Origin of the sequence: Halothiobacillus diazotrophicus (genome assembly GCF_001663815.1) — a bacterium.
Classification (GTDB): Bacteria; Pseudomonadota; Gammaproteobacteria; order Halothiobacillales; family Halothiobacillaceae; genus Halothiobacillus; species Halothiobacillus diazotrophicus.
The window spans coordinates 2,285,554-2,304,127 of sequence record NZ_CP016027.1 but is presented as its reverse complement, the minus strand read 5'-3'; the positions used below and the strand labels follow the sequence as shown (position 1 = coordinate 2,304,127).

Sequence of the window (18,574 nt, the reverse complement as noted above, 5' to 3'; positions counted from 1 at the left end):
GTATACATAAGTTAAATCTATTATTCATGTTCATGACACTTGTCATTCACACAGCCGCACTACGATTCGCGCTCTACACGAGCCAAGACTTTATATACAGATAATTTTTATTCACCCCCACTGGGAGCCTACTCATGAAAAAGAATGTAATCGCGCTGGCCGTTGCCGGCGCCCTGGCCGTCGGCCTGTATGGCTGCAACAGCAGCAACGATCCGGCCCCGAGCGCCGCAGCGCCCGCCGCCACGCCGGCCACGGCCGTTTCCGTCGAATTCTCCTCGACGCCGGTCGCCGCGACCGATGTCCAGATGCTGGATAACTACACCGCGTCCGTTGCCACGGTCACGTTCTCGGATGGCAGCAAGAAGGATTTCCCGCTGACCTATGAAACCCTGTTCAAGAACACCGACATGATTGCCGACGTCAATGGCACGAAATACGCCGCCGGTCAGCTTTACGACGTCAACATGAAGCCCATTCTCGACCCCAACAAGGACCCGGTCATCGCCGAAACGCCCGATGCCAACAGCCTGCTGAACGTGGGCGGCAAGCTGTACCTCGTCAACCACTGGGAATACGACGACATCCTGGCCGACGGTCAGACTGCCTACAAAGCGCCCAACTGGTACACCCGCATGCCGATGGAAATGAGTGTTTCCGCCCTCAGCCAGGCCGCCGACGGCAAGCTGACGGTCACCAGCCAGAAGCCGGTGGATTTCGCGACGATCCAGGGCGGCTGGATCTTCTGCGCGGGCGGTCCGACACCCTGGAACACCCATCTGGGCGGCGAGGAAGACTACGACCTGTACTACGTACCGGGCGAAAACAAGTACAGCGCCACCCAGGCAGGGTTGAAGGCACTGACCGACGTGTACTTCAACGGTATGCAGACCGCCAACCCCTACCAGTACGGCTTCCCGGTTGAAGTCGCCGTGCAAAAGGACGGCACCCGCACCGTCATCAAGCACTATGAGATGGGTCGCGGCACCTGGGAACTGGCTCGCTTCACCGCCGATGGCCGCACGGCCTTCTACGGCGACGACGGTTCCTATTCCGGCCTGTTCATGTTCGTCGGTGACAAGGCGAACGATCCGAAATCCGGCGGCACGATTTATGCCGCCAAGTGGAACCAGACCTCGGCCGACGGCAGCGATGGCGGCACCGCCAACATCACCTGGATCAAGCTCGGTCACGGCACCTACACCGAGATCAAGGCCCTGGTGGACAGCGGCATCACGATCGGCGACATTTTCGACACCGCTCTGACCGCCGTCGCCGGTTACGTGCCCACCCGTGCCGGTTCCTCGCAGACCATCTGGCTGAAGCTGAAGCCGGGCATGGAGCAGGCCGCCGCTTTCCTGGAAACCCGTCGTTATGCCGCCTACCTGGGCGCCACCACGGAATTCACCAAGGGTGAGGGCGTGACCTTCAACGAGAAAGACAAAAAGATGTACTACGCAGTCAGTTACATCAAAGGTTCGATGTTGGCGAACGACGGCGGCCCGGTGGACGACATCCGCCTGAAGGGCAACAACGCCGGCGCCACCTACACCTTCGACATGGAAGCCAACCAGAAGGACAGCAAGGGCGCGTCGATCGCTTCCGATTACGTCCCGGTACGGGCCTACGTCGAACCGATGCTGCTCGGCAAGCCGATCGCCGCCGATGCGAACGGCAACAAGGCGGACCTCGACACCGTCGCCAACACCGACAACCTGTTCTTCTCCGAGAAGATGCGCACCCTGTTCATCGGCGAAGACTCCGGCAACCACGTGAACAACTACCTCTGGGCGTACAACGTGGATACCAAGAAACTGAGCCGCATCCTGAGTCTGGCAGCCGGTGCCGAATCCACCGGTCTGCAGGTGGTCGACGACATGAACGGCTTTGCCTACATCATGAGCAACAACCAGCACCAGGGCGACTGGATCTCCTCGCAGAACCCGGCGCTGACCACGGCACTGGAAGCCAAGGCAGTCGAGCTGTACGGCAAGAACAGCTATGGCGTGGCCAACTATCGCCTGACCGCCCACGTGGGTTACCTCCGCGGCCTGCCGCCGATCAAGTAATCCCGAAATTCGAGCGGGGCGGCAACGCCCCGCATCTTCAGGGCCGGTCACGGCCTCTTTTTCCCAACCAATCTTGTCGAAAGCAACCGGAGCAACCGGTTTTTTCCGTCAGGAACCAAATCGAACTCATAGCATGAACCGTTTCTCACCCATGAACGTCCTTCGAGGAATCCGCCCGCTGGTCGCGGCAGCGCTCTGGCTGCCGATTGCCCTCAGCGCGTCCGCCACAAACCCGGCCGAGCCGTCGGCAGAGAAACGGGCAGAAACGGGCACGCCCCGCCCCATCCCCCTGCGCGGCGAATTCATCAGTCGGGACACCTTCGCCAACCCGCACGCCCATATCCCGGCCCAGTGCTACATCGAGACCGGCCATGGCACCCAGAGCGCCTGCCTGTTCTGCCACACCAACGGCGTGGCCGCGCTGAAACTCGGCAACAACAACCCCCAGGCCGGCGCCAACCCGAACATCGGCAACCTACAGGCCGACTATGCCTTCGGCGTCGTCGACTATCCGTTCGTCGTGAATTCCAGCATCAATCCCTGGATCAACACCCTCAAACCCGAAGTGCTGCGGACTGCCGTATCTGCGCTGGGCGAACATCCGGACGACTGGGACATGCAATCCTACATCCGTCAGGACAACTGGCAGGCCGCCTTCGCCCAACGGCCCGGTTCGGTCAAGGACTGGGATCCGAAAGTCGCCTCGCCCTTCCGGCTGTTTCCCGGCCTGAACCCGGCGGATCTGCCTGCCGATGACGACGGCTTCGTGCGCACGACGCGGCCGGCCGACGGTTTTTTCAAGGATGCCCGTGGCCATATCACCGGCTGGCGCGCGATCAACTTCATGCCCTACGGGATCTTCACCCCCCTGGCCGGGAGCGTATCGGGCATCTATATCCGCCTGCCCGCCCAGTACATGATGGACGAAGAGAATCGGTTCGATATCGCGGTCTACAAGGCCAATCTCGACCGGGTCGAACGCAATATCCAGGATCGCCTTGCCGCCGGAGAAACCCACTACGTCGGCGCGGCCAAGACCGTCGCCATCGTCCGCGGGCAGTATCCGCTGGGCACCGAATTCGCCCATCCGTTGCACTACGTCGACGTGCGCGCCGACGGCCACGACCCCGCCGTCAGCCGCTTTCCGGGCAGCCGCGCGCAACGGGTCAAGGAAATCCGCTGGATGATCAAATCCCGCGTCTGGTATCCCGAGGAGTTCGGCCAGGGCCTGAAGGAGGAAACCGCCCCCGTCTACGCCAACCGCAAGGAAGGCTGGATCGAGAATGGGACCGGCTGGATGCTCGGCGGCTGGATCGAGGATGCCTCCGGCGCCCTGCGCCCTCAACGGCCCGACGAACTCGTGCAGTGCGTCGGTTGCCACTCCGGCAACGTCCGCCAGTCGGATATCGGTCAGTACCCCGTGTTCACCTCAGGTACCGGCAACACCATCGACAGCACCTGGAGCCTGCCGCGCAAGCTGCCCGGCGCCGCCGGCTGGCAGGAAATGAACTATCTGGGTTACCAGGCCAACCCGAAGGCGACGGCGGACGGCACACCGGGTCATCTCACCACGCCCGAACCCGTCAATCGCGGCTTCAATCAGGGCGAGTTCCGGGTGTTTCTCGATCATGTCGTCGGCGCCTCGCTGTATGGCGACATGCCGGAAACCATTGAACGGTATCTGGCCGCCGAAATCACGCAGGCCCATGGCTACAGCGCCGTCTGGCCGGATCTGACGACCCTGGTCGACCGCCTGACCGGCCCGACGCACACTCAAGCCGACAAGGGCCGGGTTACAGATCAGGCCAGCCCCCCGGAAACCGCATCGGACATCCCGGGCACCATCGAGCGGGCACAGCGACAGCGTCTCGATCTGATCCGAGAATTCACCGCCCGGGGCGCCTATCTCGACGCGCAGGGCTGCATCCGCCCCGAACTGTTCCTGCCCACCGAAACGCAGGCACTGGCCGCCGCACGACGGTATCGCGAAGTTGTCGTCACCCAGCGCTACGTGTACGGCAAGGACGTGTTCCCCGAAACACCGCTCGCCCTGCGCTACTTCCGCGACCCGAAGGAAGGCTTCCCGCATCAGGACGGCCGCCCCTACCATCCGGGCGACATCATCACCGACCGGCCGATCAACACGAAGCCTGGCGACTTCAGCTACGGCATGGGCATTACCCCGACCCTGATCGACACGGACAAACCCTTCGCCCAGGGCGGCGACTTCGTCGGGGACTACGTTCCGCTGCTGAAGCCCTGAGGCAGCCCTGGCTTCGGTTCCGTCCGAGCAGAAGTCCCGTCGCCCCGCCGTGTAAGGCCTGTGTCATGGTCGACGCATAATCTGCACGATTTCAGCCCGAGTGCGCGCCCCAAGTGACCGCGCGCGATCCAGCCTTGGCGGAGTCACAATCCATGCCCGAGACCAGCAGTTCGACCGCGGCAACACCGTCCCTTGCCCAGGCCTATACCTGGGCATTCGGTCTGGTTCGACGGCATTACCGCCATGCGATTGCCCATTTCTGGTTGACCAGCGGACTCCTGCTACTGTCCGTGCTCCTCAATGTGCTGTGGCCCTATCTGCTGCGCGACCTCACCAATCTCGTGGCGGGCGGCGCCAAAGCGGACTCGGTAACGAAGGCCATCCTGCCCACAGCCTTCGCCTTTGCTGGCGTCTGGCTGGCTTCCAACCTCATGAGCCACCTGCGCAACCTCGCTGCCAGCCTCATCCTCGCCCGGATGGAAGCCGCCTTTCACGAGGCGCTGTATCTTCGACTCCTGCACCTCGACTATTCGGTCTTTCTCCGCGAAGACCGAGACGTGCTTGTCGGCGACATCCAGGGGTGCAAATCCGCCTTCGGCCAACTGACCCACACCCTGTTCTGGGTGATGATTCCACAATTCGTCGAATTGGGATTCGTGTTCCTCATCCTGTCGTCCACGGTGGGTATCGGCTTCGCCTCGGCCTATGCGCTCGCCATGCTGGCGCTGTTCGCCGTCACCGCCAAGTTGGCCCCCTATACGGACCACGGCATCGAAAGGCTGTTCGAAAGCAACAACCGCCTCGTTGCGCAGACGGTCGAAAAGCTCGCGGCCGTGCTCGATATCAAGCTCAACCATGCCTATGCCCAGGAAGCCGACATCGTCAAACACCGCCTGGGCGATTACCTGCAGCGCGTGACGCAGACCAATCTGGTACTCGGCGGGATCAGTGCCCTGTCCGTACTGGCCATGGGATTGATTCTCCTCGCGGGCACCATCTATCTCGCCAGTGGCGCCGAGCACGGCGGCATTACCGCCGGTGACTTCGCCATGGTCACGGGCTATACGATTCAGCTCATCCTGCCCTTTCTGGTCCTGACGTCGTCGCTGGCCAGCCTGCGCCGCCATCGCATCGCACTCAAGCGGGGTCATCGCTACTTCTCGCTCCCGCAGGAATCCACCGGGCAAGTCGGCATCCCCGACCGCCACGAAGCGGGCAGCCCGACCGAAGACGGCATCGATGTGCCCACATCCGACGGATTCAATCTGGAGGCGGTGACGATCCAGGCCGGAACGGCGCATCGAATCGGCCCGATCACGCTGCATCTGCCCGAGGGGCGGGTCTACGCCATCACCGGCCCGACGGGCGCCGGCAAGACGCATCTCCTGCTGGCGCTCGCCGGGCTTTACCCGCCGACATCCGGTGCACTGACATTTCGCGGAAACCCACTGGCGACATTAAACACCGAAGCGTTACGCCGAACCCTCGCGGTGGTGCCGCAATTTCCCGCGATCATCAACGGCACGGTACGGGACAATCTCTGCTACGGACTGGAAACCCCGGTGAACGACGCAGCATTGGCAGCCCTATTGGTACGCCTTCGCTTGCAATCGCTCGGCGACAACAATGCACAGGGGAGCAAGCCCGGGGACATGAAGACCGTACTGGATCTGCCCATCGGCGAAGCGGCCAATCGCCTGTCGGGGGGTGAACGTCAGCGCATCGGCATCGCTCGGGCGCTGTTGCGCCGCCCGGAGGTCATCCTGCTCGACGAACCCTCCTCCGGACTGGACGAGTGGACCGAGGCGGTCGTGATGAGCGAAATCGTCCGGCTTGTACGGACGGTCGTGATCGTGACGCACCGCGATGCGATCGTTCGGCGCACGGATGTCGACATTCGCCTGACAGCCGACGGGATCCACGTGCATCCCGTCCCTGGGGCCACCGGAGCACGCGACAGGATGGGCCACGACAACCCGCGCCACGAACCGGATGGGGACTACCCCGTCGAATCCGCCACCATTTGAGGGTACGATGCCGACATCCACCCCATGAATCATCGCCAGACACGGAGGTCTCGATCGTCATGTCCTCGCCAGCCAGCCGACTCGTTCATCGTTTTGCCCATCCGAATGCCTTCTGGACAAATCTCCTATGGACGGCTTTGCTGAGTGTCGGGCTCTTCCTGGCCGCGGCACTGATTTTCTACCTGCATGCCCACCCCGTCGGCCGAACGGACCACGCCGACGACACCTACCGGACCATCCAGTTTTACATTGCCATCGTGGGCGTACCGCTCGTCGCGCTGCTGCTCGTCCCCGGTTTGATGACGCTGAAACGCCAATCCGTCGTCATCGACGACATCGGCATCCGTTTCGACAACGGCGGCTGGCTCGGCGGCATGTTTGGAACATCCTGGGCGCTCCGTTGGCCCGAAATCGACCATGCCGACTGGCAGTTCAACAGCCGACAACCCCGGGCCTCCCGTCTTGCCTTGAAAGCCGGGCGCGACACGCGGACGCTGGCACCCTGGATGTGGACCGCCCCGAACCGGCCGATCCCGACCACGCCCGGTTCTTTCGGGGGAACCACTCGCGCAAAGTTTCTCCCGATTCTCGAACAGACACCCATCGTCCAAGGCATCGTGGCGCATCGCCCCGATCTCGGCCTCGGCGGTGATGGCGAGGTTCAACGCCAAGTCCACCGCTCTGGTCTGATCGGGGCGACGCCCCTCACCGGTCTGATCGCCGCGACGATGGTCTTCGGGGTGGGGTACTTCATCCTCGAAATCTACTTCACCCTGTCCGATTTCTACGTGAACGGCCCGCCCTGGGGGCTGCTGGCCGGCGTAGCCGTCGCTGCGGGCGCCCTCATGCTGCCGGTGCTCAAGCGCGCCGAACCCGAACGCCGCGACAGTCCGGTCTATGCCTTCCTCTTCGCGCTGGCGATCGGCTTTATTGCCTACCCGTTCTCGATCCGTCTCAATCAATGGACCGCACCGAATCCGCCGGTTTCCGTGCCCTATCAACTGGGTGGCGATTATCTCTGGCATCCCAAGAACGATACGACGCTGCCCGCCCTGTCGATCTATCTGAGAACCAGCCGCTGGTGGCGCCAGTTCGGCCCCGGCGATACCTATCATTTCACCGTCCAGCGCGGCGGCCTCGGCGACTGGCTGATCGACATGCACCCCGTTTATGAAGCCCAGCAGAACTTCTACCATTGCCACGGGGCGCTGGAATGCATGCGCGGGGGCCACTGACACCATGGCCCAGTTCGCAGGCCATCACTCAACGCGGCGCCACCAGACAAGGGAATGACCGATCGATGCTTGAACCGACCGATCTCGAACAATTCAATCAGCACCTGCAATCGGATGGCGCCGTTCTCGTCCTGTTCGGCGGAGCACACTGCGGGGTATGTCAGGTCATCAAACCCAAGCTGGAATCCCTGATCAGCGGGCAATTCCCCGACATCACCCTGCTCTATGTCGATTGCGAACGGCAACCCGGTATCTGCGGGCAGTCCGTCGTCTTCAGCCTGCCGACCGTCAAACTCTTTCTGGATGGGCAATTGAGCCTGGAAAAAAGCCGATCCTTCAGCCTGATGGAACTGGAACGGGAGTTGGGCCGCCTGATCGAACTCTGGCGCCCTTAAAAGAACGGGATATAGGCGTAACCGCGCAGCTGCAAATCGATGATCCGCGAATAGGCATCATGCACGACCGTGACGCCCGGCAGGAGATCGCTAGGCTTCCAGCCGTGCCCCTTCAGCGTTTCGTAGCACGCTTCGATATGCGCGCCCTTGGCCAGCAGTCCCTTGATCACGTGCTTGTTGGGATTCCCCAGCAACGTGTCCTTGTATTTCCGGTAGGCCGCATCATTCAGTAGCCAATACCCGGCCGCCCCATGCACCACGAGATGCATATCCACATTCTTGGGATCGATGCCCATCGCTTCGTAGCTTTCGTACAGACCCCGCGCGTAGAACAGCGGTTTACCGACGCCGGCTTCCCACTCATCCTTCTTGATGCCGTACACGACGCGAATGTCGTGCGTGCGCTCGATCCCGATCACATGATCCCAACTGAAGCCGGGTGCCAGCGGACTACGCATCCCGGCCGAAGCCAACGAAGCGGTTCCCGCCAACAGGATTATTGCAAGAAACAGACAGCCGAACACTCGCTGCCCAATGCGCTCAAATACCATAAGGACGCCTCCTGATCTTGTAACGAAGCAAAATCAATCAGTCACTTAACAAGCGTAGACAAGGGAAACGACACCCACAAATACAGTGTCTGGTGGAGGGTTACTGGCCTGGATAGACCCCGCAGGGCGAAGGGAGTGGGAGGCCCAGCAGGGCTAAGGCGAAAACGCGAAGCACCGCTTCGCGTCGCCGAAGCGACAAACCCGCCGATCAGGGCGGGTGTGGCTGGAATAGTCCGCTGAGGTTCAGCGCGACCGGAGGGAGTGGTGGGCCCAGCAGGGCGTAGGCGAAAACGCGAAGCATCGCTTCGCACCGCCGAAGCGACAAACCCGCCGATCAAGGCGGGTTTGGCTGGAATAGTCCGCTGAGGTTCAGCGCGACCGGAGGGAGTGGTGGGCCCAGCAGGACTTGAACCTGCGACCAATCGATTATGAGTCGACTGCTCTAACCAACTGAGCTATAGGCCCGAAAGAGGGCTCGGCAGCGGTTGCCGCCGAGCTTGCCCGCGGGCATTTTAATCGACATGCATCTCGATGAAACTGCGCAGCCGCTCGGAACGCGAGGGATGCCGCAGTTTGCGCAGGGCCTTGGCTTCGATCTGACGGATGCGCTCGCGCGTCACGTCGAACTGCTTGCCGACTTCCTCGAGGGTGTGATCGGTGTTCATGCCGATCCCGAAGCGCATCATCAGCACCTTGGCTTCCCGTGGCGTCAGGGAGGCGAGGATTTCCCGCACGATCTCGGAGAGACTGGCGTTGGTCGCCGAGTCCATCGGCGAAATCGCGCCCTGGTCTTCGATGAAATCACCCAGGCTGGAATCGTCGTCCTCGCCGATCGGGGTCTCCATCGAAATCGGTTCCTTGGCGATCTTCAGCACCTTGCGGATCTTGTCTTCCGGCAAGTCCATACGCACCGCCAGTTCCTCGGGCGTGGGCTCGCGGCCCATTTCCTGCAGCATCTGACGGCTGATGCGGTTGAGCTTGTTGATCGTCTCGATCATGTGCACCGGAATCCGGATGGTGCGCGCCTGATCGGCGATCGAACGGGTGATGGCCTGACGGATCCACCAGGTCGCATAGGTCGAGAACTTGTAGCCACGCCGGTATTCGAACTTGTCCACTGCCTTCATCAAGCCGATGTTGCCTTCCTGGATCAGATCCAGGAACTGCAGGCCGCGGTTGGTGTATTTCTTGGCGATGGAGATCACCAGGCGCAGGTTGGCCTCGATCATTTCCTTCTTGGCACGACGCGCCTTGGCTTCGCCCAGGGTGATCAGACGATAGACTTCGCGGGTTTGCGCCACGCTCAGCTTGCTGTCGCGCTCGACCGTATTGAGTCGCTTCTGCAGGCGTTCGATCTCGGGACGAACCTGGATGAAGCGCGCCGTGGGCTTGCCCTTGGTGGCCGCGTCGATCCAGCTGATGTCGGATTCGTTGCTCCGGAAGGCCTCGATGAAGGTCTCGCGCTTGATGCCGCCCTTGTCGACCGCGTGCTGCATAATCTGCTTCTCCAGCAGGCGCACGCGGGCGATGGCCTGACGGATCTGCTCCAGCAGCTTTTCGTTGAAGGCCGGGTTCAGCTTGAGCTGAACGAGCTGGTCCGCCAACGAATCCAGATATTCGGCATCACGGCAATCCAGGCGCTCGGCCAGCTTCTGGATCTCGAGCATGTGCGCCCGGACGACTTCGGGATCGAGGCTGTTGTCGACAACGGTTTCCTCTTCTTCGCTGTCTTCCTCGTCCTCGCTTTCGTCATCGTCGTTGGCCACCTTGGTGGTCGTGGTCACGATCGGCTTGTCTTCCTCATCGTCGACCGGCGGCTCGATATCCGGTTCGTTGATGCCGACGATCAAATCCTGCAGGCGGAATTCGCCGGCCTCGACCATGGCGTAATGGGCCAGCAGGGTTTCGATGGTGGGCGGATAGAACGCCAGTGCACGGGTCACTTCGCGCAAGCCCTCTTCGATGCGCTTGGCAATTTCGATTTCGCCCTGGCGGTTCAGCAGATCGACGGTACCCATTTCACGCATGTACATGCGTACGGGGTCGGTCGTGCGACCGAATTCGGCATCGACCTGAGAAGCGAGCACGGCCACGGCTTCTTCCGCCGCATCTTCGTCGTTGGCGACGCGGGACTCTTCCGAAAGCCCGAGATCATCGCCGTCCGGCGCCACCTCGAACACGGAGATGCCCATCTCCTGGATCATGGCGATGATGTCTTCGATCTGATCGGCGTCCACCAGCGTTTCCGGCAGATGGTCGCTGATTTCAGCGTAGGTCAGGAAGCCCTGCTCCCGACCATGGGCGATGAGTTGCTTGATGCTTGCCTGCTGATTTTCGTGCATGCGGCGGTCACCTTGAGGCGTAAATTTTGCGAACAGACGATTATAGCGCCCGCGGAAAAAAATTTCTGCTATTTCTGCTGGTTGAAACCTATGGGCACGCCCGCGGGATTCAATCCCCTTCCGGAAAATTAGTCGAGCTCGTTTGGCCGCGCAACTGTGCCAGACGCTCGATCGACTGCTGCTTGCGCGCGGCGTCGGCCTGTTCGCGCTGATGTTGTTTCAGGGTATCCAGCAGAATCGCCTGGGCCATCCCCAGGTCGTTCACGCCGTGAAAATCGCACGCACGGGCCGCCGCGACAGTCTCCCTGTCCCAGGACTCGGCGATCGCTGCCGACAACCGCTCGCCGGCCATCGTGCGCAACCCGGCGAAACCCTCCGGAACCGCACCGTCCAACCAGGCCGACGGATCGAGCACATGCGGCAGCAGATCCGGATGGCGCAGCAGAATCGCCAGAACGACGGTATGCGCCGGATAGCGTGCAGGCTTTTTGCGCGGCTGTTGCGGGATAGGCGGCGGCTGATTCTGCGCCCCCTTGGCACGCCAAACGCCCGTATGTTCGTTCAAGCGGCGCAGGGTGATCCGCTTCAGCGCCCCTTCCGGCAGTCGCCCCACCCACTCCGCGCCGGTCTTCGCCTTCCGGGCCTGGATGGCCGTACCGGTGCCCGGCTCCTGCTGATCGAGTAATTGGAGCATGAATTGATCGAAAGCGAGGCTGTGCCGCTCGATCAACTCGATCAGGCCGGCTTGCCCCTGCTGCTGCACGAAACTGTCCGGATCCTCTCCATCCGGTAAAAAGAGGAACCGCAGATCCCGGCCATCGGAAAGATGCGGCAACGCCGCCTGCAACGCCCGGCCGGCCGCCCGGCGGCCAGCCGCATCGCCATCGAAACAGAACACCAGGGTGGCCGTTTGCGCATAGAGCCGCTGGATCTGCTCGTCCGTGGTCGCCGTACCCATCGTCGCCACCACGTTGCGAATCCCATGCTGCGCGAGCATCACGACATCCATGTAGCCTTCGACAATCAGCAGCCGGTTCGGGCGAGCATTGTCGAGCCGCGACTCGTACACGCCATACACGTGCTGACCCTTGTGAAACAGCGGCGACTCGGGCGAGTTCAGATACTTCGGCTCGCCAGGACCGACAATGCGTCCGCCGAAACCGCGGATCTGCCCACGCTTGTCGCGAATCGGAAACATGATGCGACGTCGGAAGCGATCGTAGCGTTCGCCGTCGTCCTTCTGGATGATCAAGCCGAGTTCGATCAGGGTTTCGATCGTGGCAGGTTCCTTCGCAAATGCCTGAAGCAACGCATTGCCGCCCGGTGCGAAACCGATGCTGTACAACGCCGCCGTTTCACCCTGCAGATGTCGCCCTTTCAGGTACTCGATCGCCTCCGGATGCTGGCGCAATTGCGTTTTGAAATGCGCATTCACCCGATCCATCACCTGGAACGATTGCGTCTGGGCATCCAGCACGGCATGGTCCGCAGCAGACTCGGGCAAGCTCAACCCGACCGCTTCCGCCAACTGCTCGATGGCGCCCCGAAAATCGCGGTGTTCGTAATCCATCAGAAAACTGATCGCATTGCCGTGCGCCCCGCAGCCGAAACAGTGATAGAACTGCTTGTCGGGATTCACATAGAACGACGGGGTTTTTTCCTGATGGAACGGACAACATGCCGCATATTCCCGCCCCTTTTTCTTGAGCGGCACCTGCCGATGGATCAACTCGACCAGATCCGTTCGCGCCAGCACGTCATCAATGAAGGATTCGGGGATAAAACTCATGCGCGCATTGTATGTGATCTACCAAAGAGCGGGCGAAAATCCGGACTGACAAGCACGCTCCGAAAACCCGCCAGACAATGCACAGGAAAAGCGCGGAAAAATCCCGCCCGCCCCGCCCGGAACCCTCAGAACACACCCGATTAATCAATACGTTAATGAAACAAACAACACCAAAAAACGTCATAGATATTGAGCGGCGCACCATAACCGTTCAAACTATGCGTGTTAACGAAAACTGTTTGGTTTCAGGAGGCAATTTGCCATGAATAAAGGAATATCATCTGCGCACCGGACGATGCGCGCGGGCACTTGGGCAATCATTGCCCTGGCGGGCTTTACGTTGAGCGCCACAGGCGCTCAGGCCTCGGAAAAGGCCGACAAACACCACCACAAGCATCACGCCCAGGCCAAACCCACCGCCGCCACTGTGGTTCCGGAAGCGAAGACTCAGGATCTGTATGCCGGCGACGGTCTTGCACGCTGGCTGCCCAAGGCAGAAAAAGGCGATATTTTTGCCCAATATGTATTGGGCCACATGTACTGCGTCGGCCAGGGCGTACCCAAGAACCTCAGCACCGGCATTTCCTGGTATCAACGTGCCGCCGAGCAGGGTTTCGCGCCTGGCCAACTTGCCCTGGGCACCATGTACTACAACGGCGACGGCGTCAAACAGGACTATACCGTCGCCGCCAAATGGTTCCGCATGGCTGCGGACAAGGGCTACGACCGAGCACAGAGCAATCTGGCTGCCCTCTACCTCGCCGGCAAGGGGGTTCCGCAGGATTACCACCAGGCGTTCAAATGGTTCCGTGCCGCTGCCGTTCAGGGCTACGCCGCCGCTCAGTACAACCTGAGCCTGATGTACCTGGATGGCATGGGCGTGGATAAGCCCGATCCGGTTGCCGCCTACGGCCTGCTGCGCCCCTTGGCGGACCATGGCAACGTCGCCGCCGCCACGGCACTCAAGAATCTCGAACCAAAGCTGAATGACGCCCAGATCAAACAGGGTCAAGAATTGGCTGCGAAAGTCAGCGCCAAGGGACAACTCAACGCAGCGCTGGACGACTACCAGAAGATCGCATCACGTTGATTGGACGAGGCAAACTCGCCCAATCAGCCCTCAGCCTGATCTCCGCCCATCGGTCCCCGGCAAAACCGGGGACTGTTTGCTTGTACGTCACCGCACATACGCCGGATCGATCACCGCCGTTTCACAGCCCGAACGGCTTTCCTGCCCCGTTGACCGACTAACCGCAGGGAAGGTTTTCCTCAATCGCGGCCACCAGTTGTGCCACGTCCTCAGCAGCATGTGCCGCGCTCAATGTCACGCGCAGACGCGCGGATCCGGCCGGCACGGTGGGCGGGCGGATGGCGGGCACGAGCAGCCCAGCCGTTTCCAGCGCGCGGGAGAGCGCCAGCGCCCGCTGGCTGTCGCCGACCCAGAGGGGCTGGATCGGCGTGGTCGAAGGCATCAGCGCCAGGTCCGCCGTGACCGAAGAGGGCACCGCCATCTGATCGCTCGTCAGCACCGGGAGACCGATACCCGCCAGATCGTCGCGCAACCGCGCAATCAACCCCTGCAGGTGGGCGCGCCGGGAATCCCCGTGCCGGATCAGATTCAGACTGGCCAGGGTCGCGCAGGCCAGCGATGGCGGCTGCGCGGTTGTGAACAGATAACTGCGTGCCCGTTGCAACAGCACCTCGATCGGCTGACGGCCACCCGCCACGAAAGCACCTGCCGTGCCGAACGCCTTGCCCAATGTACCCACCTGGATGAGGTATTCGGGGACACCGGCGCTCACCAGGCCCGATGCCGACAGAGAACCCCGACCCGATTCGCCCCATACCCCGAAACCGTGGGCATCGTCCACCACCAGCCAGGCATCGTAGGCCGCCGCCAGCGCCATCAATTCCGTCAGCGGCGCCACGTCGCCGTCCATGCTGAACACGCCGTCGGTCAGGATCATACGCGTACCGGACGCACGCGCCAGCTGCCGACGGGCATCGGCCATATCTCCGTGCCGATAGCGCAAGAGCTTCGCGCCGCTCAACTGAGCGGCATCCACGAGCGACGCGTGATTGAGCCGATCGGCAATCACGGTATCGCCCCGCCCTACCAGCCCACCCACCACGGCAAGGTTGGCCATGTAACCCGTCGAAAAGAGCAGCGCACGATCGACCCGCAGCCACTCCGCCAGTGCACGCTCCAATTCGTCATGCGGGCCGAAGTGACCGTTGACGAGATGCGCTGCACCGGCACCGACCCCCCAGCGCGCGATCCCGGCTTGCATGGCGGCTGCGACTTCCGGATGCCGCGCCAGCCCGAGATAGTCGTTGCTGCAGAACGTCAGCAGGCTGCGTCCATCCACCTGCATCCGCACATCCTGTGGGGAATCGGCCAGCCGGAGGCGCCGGGTCAACCCCGCGTCCTCGCGCTCAGATAACCACTGTGTCCAATCACGGGTTGTGATAATTTTGTCCCTCATTCTTGTGAGCGAAGCGGTCTATGCGTCTGCCCGTCAACATCTTTCTGTGGACCTTCGGGGCCACCCTGCTGCCGGTTCTGGCTTTGGTTTGGGGGGTCACATCCTACAGCGAGCATCGCTTTCAGTCTGAAGTCACCCGTGAGGTAAACGACTACATCGAGGCCCTGACCGGCGAAATCAACAACCGGCTGCTCTACGAACGCGAGGTCCTGAAGGGAATTGCCCACTCCCAGGCGATCCAGACCATGCTCAACGCCCTCGTGGCCTCGGCTCAGGGCATCCGTCATCCGGACCTGACCTCGGACCGGATTCGTGCGAATTCCTTCCTCGCCGGCCTGCAACGCACCGTACCGGGTCTGGGCAGTATCCGCATCCTGGACGCCGCCGGCAATACGGTCGTCAAGACGACCCTGGGCCGCGCCGCGCCGCCCATCTTCGAAAGTCTGAGCCAGGTCAACTACGTGGAAGAGGAACTGGAGAATCCGAAGTTCCTCAATCAGCTCCGTCAGCTGCCGTTCGACGAAATCAGTTTCCTGATGCTGCCTTCCTCGCTGTGGGATGTGGCGCCCAACCAGTATCCAAGCATGCTGTATGGCGTCTACCCCCTTCGCAGTCTCGGCGACATGCGCGCCGGTTACGTCGTGCTGAACACCTTCGGGGAGTACCTGGACCAGATTCTGGCCCTCTCGCCCAAGCCGCGCAATTCGGAAATCATGGTGATCGAGCACGACCCGGGCAACGAGCAGCGGGATGGCCTGACGCTCTACGACGACAAGACCGATCGCAAATTCATTACCCCCATGGAGGCACACCCCGGCACCCAGCCCACCTATGCGCAAAGCATCGACGACGGCAAGTTCTGGGAAGCGGCCGTGGCACAATCGAACGGCGTCTATCTGAGCAAGGATGGCGAAAGCCGCATCTATTTCCAGGAGTATCACCCCTATCCGCGCAGCCTCGTCTCCTGGTTCATCACCCTGCGGCAGCCCTCGAATGTCACTTCCGCCCCCTTCGAGGACATCCACCAGAGCCTCTGGGGCTTCACGCTGCTGGCCTTGGCGCTGAGCCTGCTGCTCGCCGGTCTGGGCGCCCGATATTTCTCCCGACCGATCATCCGACTGGGCCAAACGCTCAAGCAGTTCGCTGACGGCAATCGGGACGAAATCATCCCAGTGGACGCGAACACCACCGAACTGCGTCAGTTGCAGCAGTCGTTCCGTTATCTCACGGAACACCTCAACGACGAGGCAAGTCGCCGGGCAGCGGCCGAACGCCAGATGCTGCAACAAGCCAAACTCGCCTCGATCGGGGAGATGGCGGCGGGCATCGGCCACGAGATCAACAACCCCCTGAACAACATTCTGACATTGACGCGCCTGCTCGAACGACAGACCGAGCCCGATCACCAGCACCTGAGGGCAGATATCAACGACCTGCGCGCCGAGGCCCAGCGTGTCGGCCACATCGTGCGCGGCGTGATGAACTTCGCCCGGCAACTGCCGCCGGACCACCAGGAAACCCGGATCGACGCCTGGTTGACCGAATTGATCGACCGCCTCCACCCCGAAGCCATTGAAAACGATGTCTTCATCAACCTCTCGTTCGCGCAGGCCGACTGCACCGCGAGTTTCGATCCGAACCAGATCGGCCAGGTCGTCATCAATCTCTTGCGCAACGCCATTCACGCATCGACTGCTAACGGCACGATTTCGGTCGAAGCCTATTGCGACCCCGAGCAGCTGCACATCGTCGTCCAGGACGAAGGCAGCGGTATCGACACCGATGCCATCGACAAGATCTTCGATCCCTTCTTCACGACCAAATCGGTGGATCGCGGCACCGGCCTGGGTCTTTCGATCAGCCTTGGCATCATCCAGTATCATGGCGGGACCCTGAGTGTCGCCAACCGGTCCGATCGCAGCGGAGTGATCGCCCACATCACCCTGCCGCGACAAAAATCGGCCCCGCGCATCGGGGGCTGAACCCGACGGACGGTCTCCGGTCACACGGCTTAATCCATGGAATATGTTGAATGATGTCCAAGCAGCCCACCATCGTATTTGTCGACGACGACCAGCGCGCCAGCGATCTTTTCAGCCGGTTCGCCCAAACGGAAGGCCTGGCCGTGCAGGGCTTTCAGTCCGTTACCCAAGCCCAGTCCTGGCTGGAACAGAACGCCGCCGACCTGATCATTTCCGATCTCAAGATGCCCGGCATGAGCGGCCTCGAGTTTCTCGAATGGGTACGTAGTCGCGACAAGGACGTCCCTTTCGTCCTGATCACCGGTTACTCCACCCTCGATCATGCCATCGATGCCCTGCGCCTGGGCGCAGACGACTTCATCAAGAAGCCCTTCGATCCCGAGGAACTCGTCCAGCTGGCCCACCGCCTGCTGCGACAGGAACCGGATCCCCGAACGCTGCCCCTCTCCCAGGCAGAGCGTGCCATGTTGGGGAACTCTCCCGCCATCTCAGGGGTGTACCGCGTCATCGACAAGATTCACGATGTCCGCATCAACGTGATGATCGAAGGCGAATCCGGCAGCGGGAAGGAGCTGGCCGCGCGAGCGCTGCACGAACACTCCGACTTCGCCAACAAGCCCTATATCGTCATCGACTGCGGCGCCCTGACCGACACGCTGCTCGAGAACGAACTCTTCGGCCACGAAAAAGGCGCCTACACCGGCGCATCCACGACCAAGCAGGGCCTGCTGGAAATCGCCAGCGGCGGCACCGTCTTCCTGGACGAGATCGGCAACATTTCAGACGCCATGCAGGTCAAGCTGCTTCGCGTCATCCAGGAGCAGCAGATCACGCGCGTCGGCGGCATTACCCCCATCAATATCGACGTCCGCTTTATCGTGGCCAGCAACCGCGACCTGGCCAAGATGGTCAGCGAAGGCAGCTTCCGCCACGATCTCTACCACCGGCTGCATGTCGTCCGCCTGCGCATACCGCCGTTGCGCGAGCGCAAGGAAGACATTCCGGCGCTGATCGATCATTTCATCCGTCATTTCGCCTCCCGCTACAACCGTCCGGCCCAACGATTCGATGCCGAAAGCATGGAACGCATCATGGCGTACGACTGGCCCGGCAACGTACGCGAACTGAAGAACATGATCGAGCGGGCCGTGGCCCTGTCCAACGCGGCCGAAATCAGCCTGGATCTGGATGGAGACACCGCTTCACCCTGGGCCAGCAGCCTGGCCAAACCCAACAACGGCAATGCGGCGCCCGGCATCGATGCGGATCAACCGACGCTGGAGGTGCTCGAACGGCGCTACATCGAAAAAATCCTTCAGGCCAACGACGGCAACCGGGAAAAGACGGCCCTGACACTCGGCATCAACAAATCGACGCTCTGGCGCAAGCTTCAGTCCTATGGTCAGAACGACACGAACGAAAGCCCGTCATAAATAGA

General features: G+C 61.6%; 12 protein-coding genes and 1 tRNA gene. 8 read left to right on the top strand and 5 right to left on the bottom strand.

Translation table 11 applies throughout. The features are described 5' to 3' along the window. Nucleotides 1-134: 134 nt before the first annotated feature. The 5 genes from A9404_RS10170 (at nt 135) to A9404_RS10150 (ending at nt 7,986) form a co-directional block, all read left to right on the top strand. Complete coding sequence (locus A9404_RS10170; RefSeq protein ID WP_066101062.1) at nt 135-2,066, top strand: PhoX family protein; 1,932 nt, start codon at nt 135-137, stop codon at nt 2,064-2,066. A 133-nt stretch (nt 2,067-2,199) separates the two neighbouring features. Then, complete coding sequence (locus A9404_RS10165) at nt 2,200-4,329, top strand: hypothetical protein (protein ID WP_066101060.1); 2,130 nt, start codon at nt 2,200-2,202, stop codon at nt 4,327-4,329. Nucleotides 4,330-4,481: 152 nt separating this feature from the next. After that, nucleotides 4,482-6,356, top strand: coding sequence for an ATP-binding cassette domain-containing protein (locus tag A9404_RS10160; protein ID WP_066101057.1), 1,875 nt, complete (start codon nt 4,482-4,484; stop codon nt 6,354-6,356). A 59-nt stretch (nt 6,357-6,415) separates the two neighbouring features. After that, a complete protein-coding gene (locus A9404_RS10155) occupies nt 6,416-7,591 on the top strand; it encodes a hypothetical protein (protein WP_066101054.1) in 1,176 nt (391 codons plus the stop codon). A 65-nt stretch (nt 7,592-7,656) separates the two neighbouring features. Beyond that, nucleotides 7,657-7,986 (top strand): thioredoxin family protein, encoded by a 330-nt coding sequence (locus A9404_RS10150; RefSeq protein ID WP_066101051.1) that lies wholly within the window; start codon nt 7,657-7,659, stop codon nt 7,984-7,986. Here the strand turns inward: A9404_RS10150 and A9404_RS10145 are convergent. The 4 genes from A9404_RS10145 to dnaG form a co-directional block, all read right to left on the bottom strand. Continuing rightward, nucleotides 7,983-8,444 carry a DsrE family protein gene (locus tag A9404_RS10145; protein WP_066103217.1) on the bottom strand — a complete coding sequence of 154 codons (462 nt, stop codon included), beginning with the start codon at nt 8,442-8,444 and terminating at the stop codon, nt 7,983-7,985. The two genes, A9404_RS10150 and A9404_RS10145, sit on opposite strands and share 4 nt — an antisense overlap. 481 nt (nt 8,445-8,925) lie before the next feature. Beyond that, nucleotides 8,926-9,002 (bottom strand) — tRNA-Ile (locus A9404_RS10140). A gap of 47 nt (nt 9,003-9,049) precedes the next feature. Continuing rightward, nucleotides 9,050-10,915: an RNA polymerase sigma factor RpoD gene (rpoD, locus tag A9404_RS10135; RefSeq protein ID WP_257736864.1), complete on the bottom strand. Its 1,866-nt coding sequence runs from the start codon at nt 10,913-10,915 to the stop codon at nt 9,050-9,052. Nucleotides 10,916-10,988: 73 nt separating this feature from the next. After that, nucleotides 10,989-12,668, bottom strand: a complete 1,680-nt coding sequence (dnaG, locus tag A9404_RS10130) for a DNA primase (protein WP_066101046.1) — start codon at nt 12,666-12,668, stop codon at nt 10,989-10,991. 262 nt (nt 12,669-12,930) lie between these two features. Here dnaG and A9404_RS10125 point away from each other — a divergent pair, with 262 nt between their 5' ends. Continuing rightward, nucleotides 12,931-13,758: a tetratricopeptide repeat protein gene (locus tag A9404_RS10125; RefSeq protein WP_156521306.1), complete on the top strand. Its 828-nt coding sequence runs from the start codon at nt 12,931-12,933 to the stop codon at nt 13,756-13,758. 157 nt (nt 13,759-13,915) lie between these two features. On the opposite strand, the gene bioF is transcribed toward A9404_RS10125, so the two are convergent. Then, a complete protein-coding gene (bioF, locus tag A9404_RS10120) occupies nt 13,916-15,154 on the bottom strand; it encodes an 8-amino-7-oxononanoate synthase (RefSeq protein ID WP_066101039.1) in 1,239 nt (412 codons plus the stop codon). A gap of 20 nt (nt 15,155-15,174) precedes the next feature. Between bioF and A9404_RS10115 the strand changes: the two genes are divergently transcribed. Both A9404_RS10115 and A9404_RS10110 read left to right on the top strand, forming a co-directional pair. After that, the gene (locus A9404_RS10115; RefSeq protein ID WP_066101036.1) at nt 15,175-17,136 is read left to right on the top strand and encodes a sensor histidine kinase; all 1,962 of its coding nucleotides are present in this window, start codon (nt 15,175-15,177) and stop codon (nt 17,134-17,136) included. Nucleotides 17,137-17,186: 50 nt separating this feature from the next. Further along, the gene (locus A9404_RS10110) at nt 17,187-18,569 is read left to right on the top strand and encodes a sigma-54-dependent transcriptional regulator (protein ID WP_231880900.1); all 1,383 of its coding nucleotides are present in this window, start codon (nt 17,187-17,189) and stop codon (nt 18,567-18,569) included. Nucleotides 18,570-18,574 lie beyond the last annotated feature (5 nt).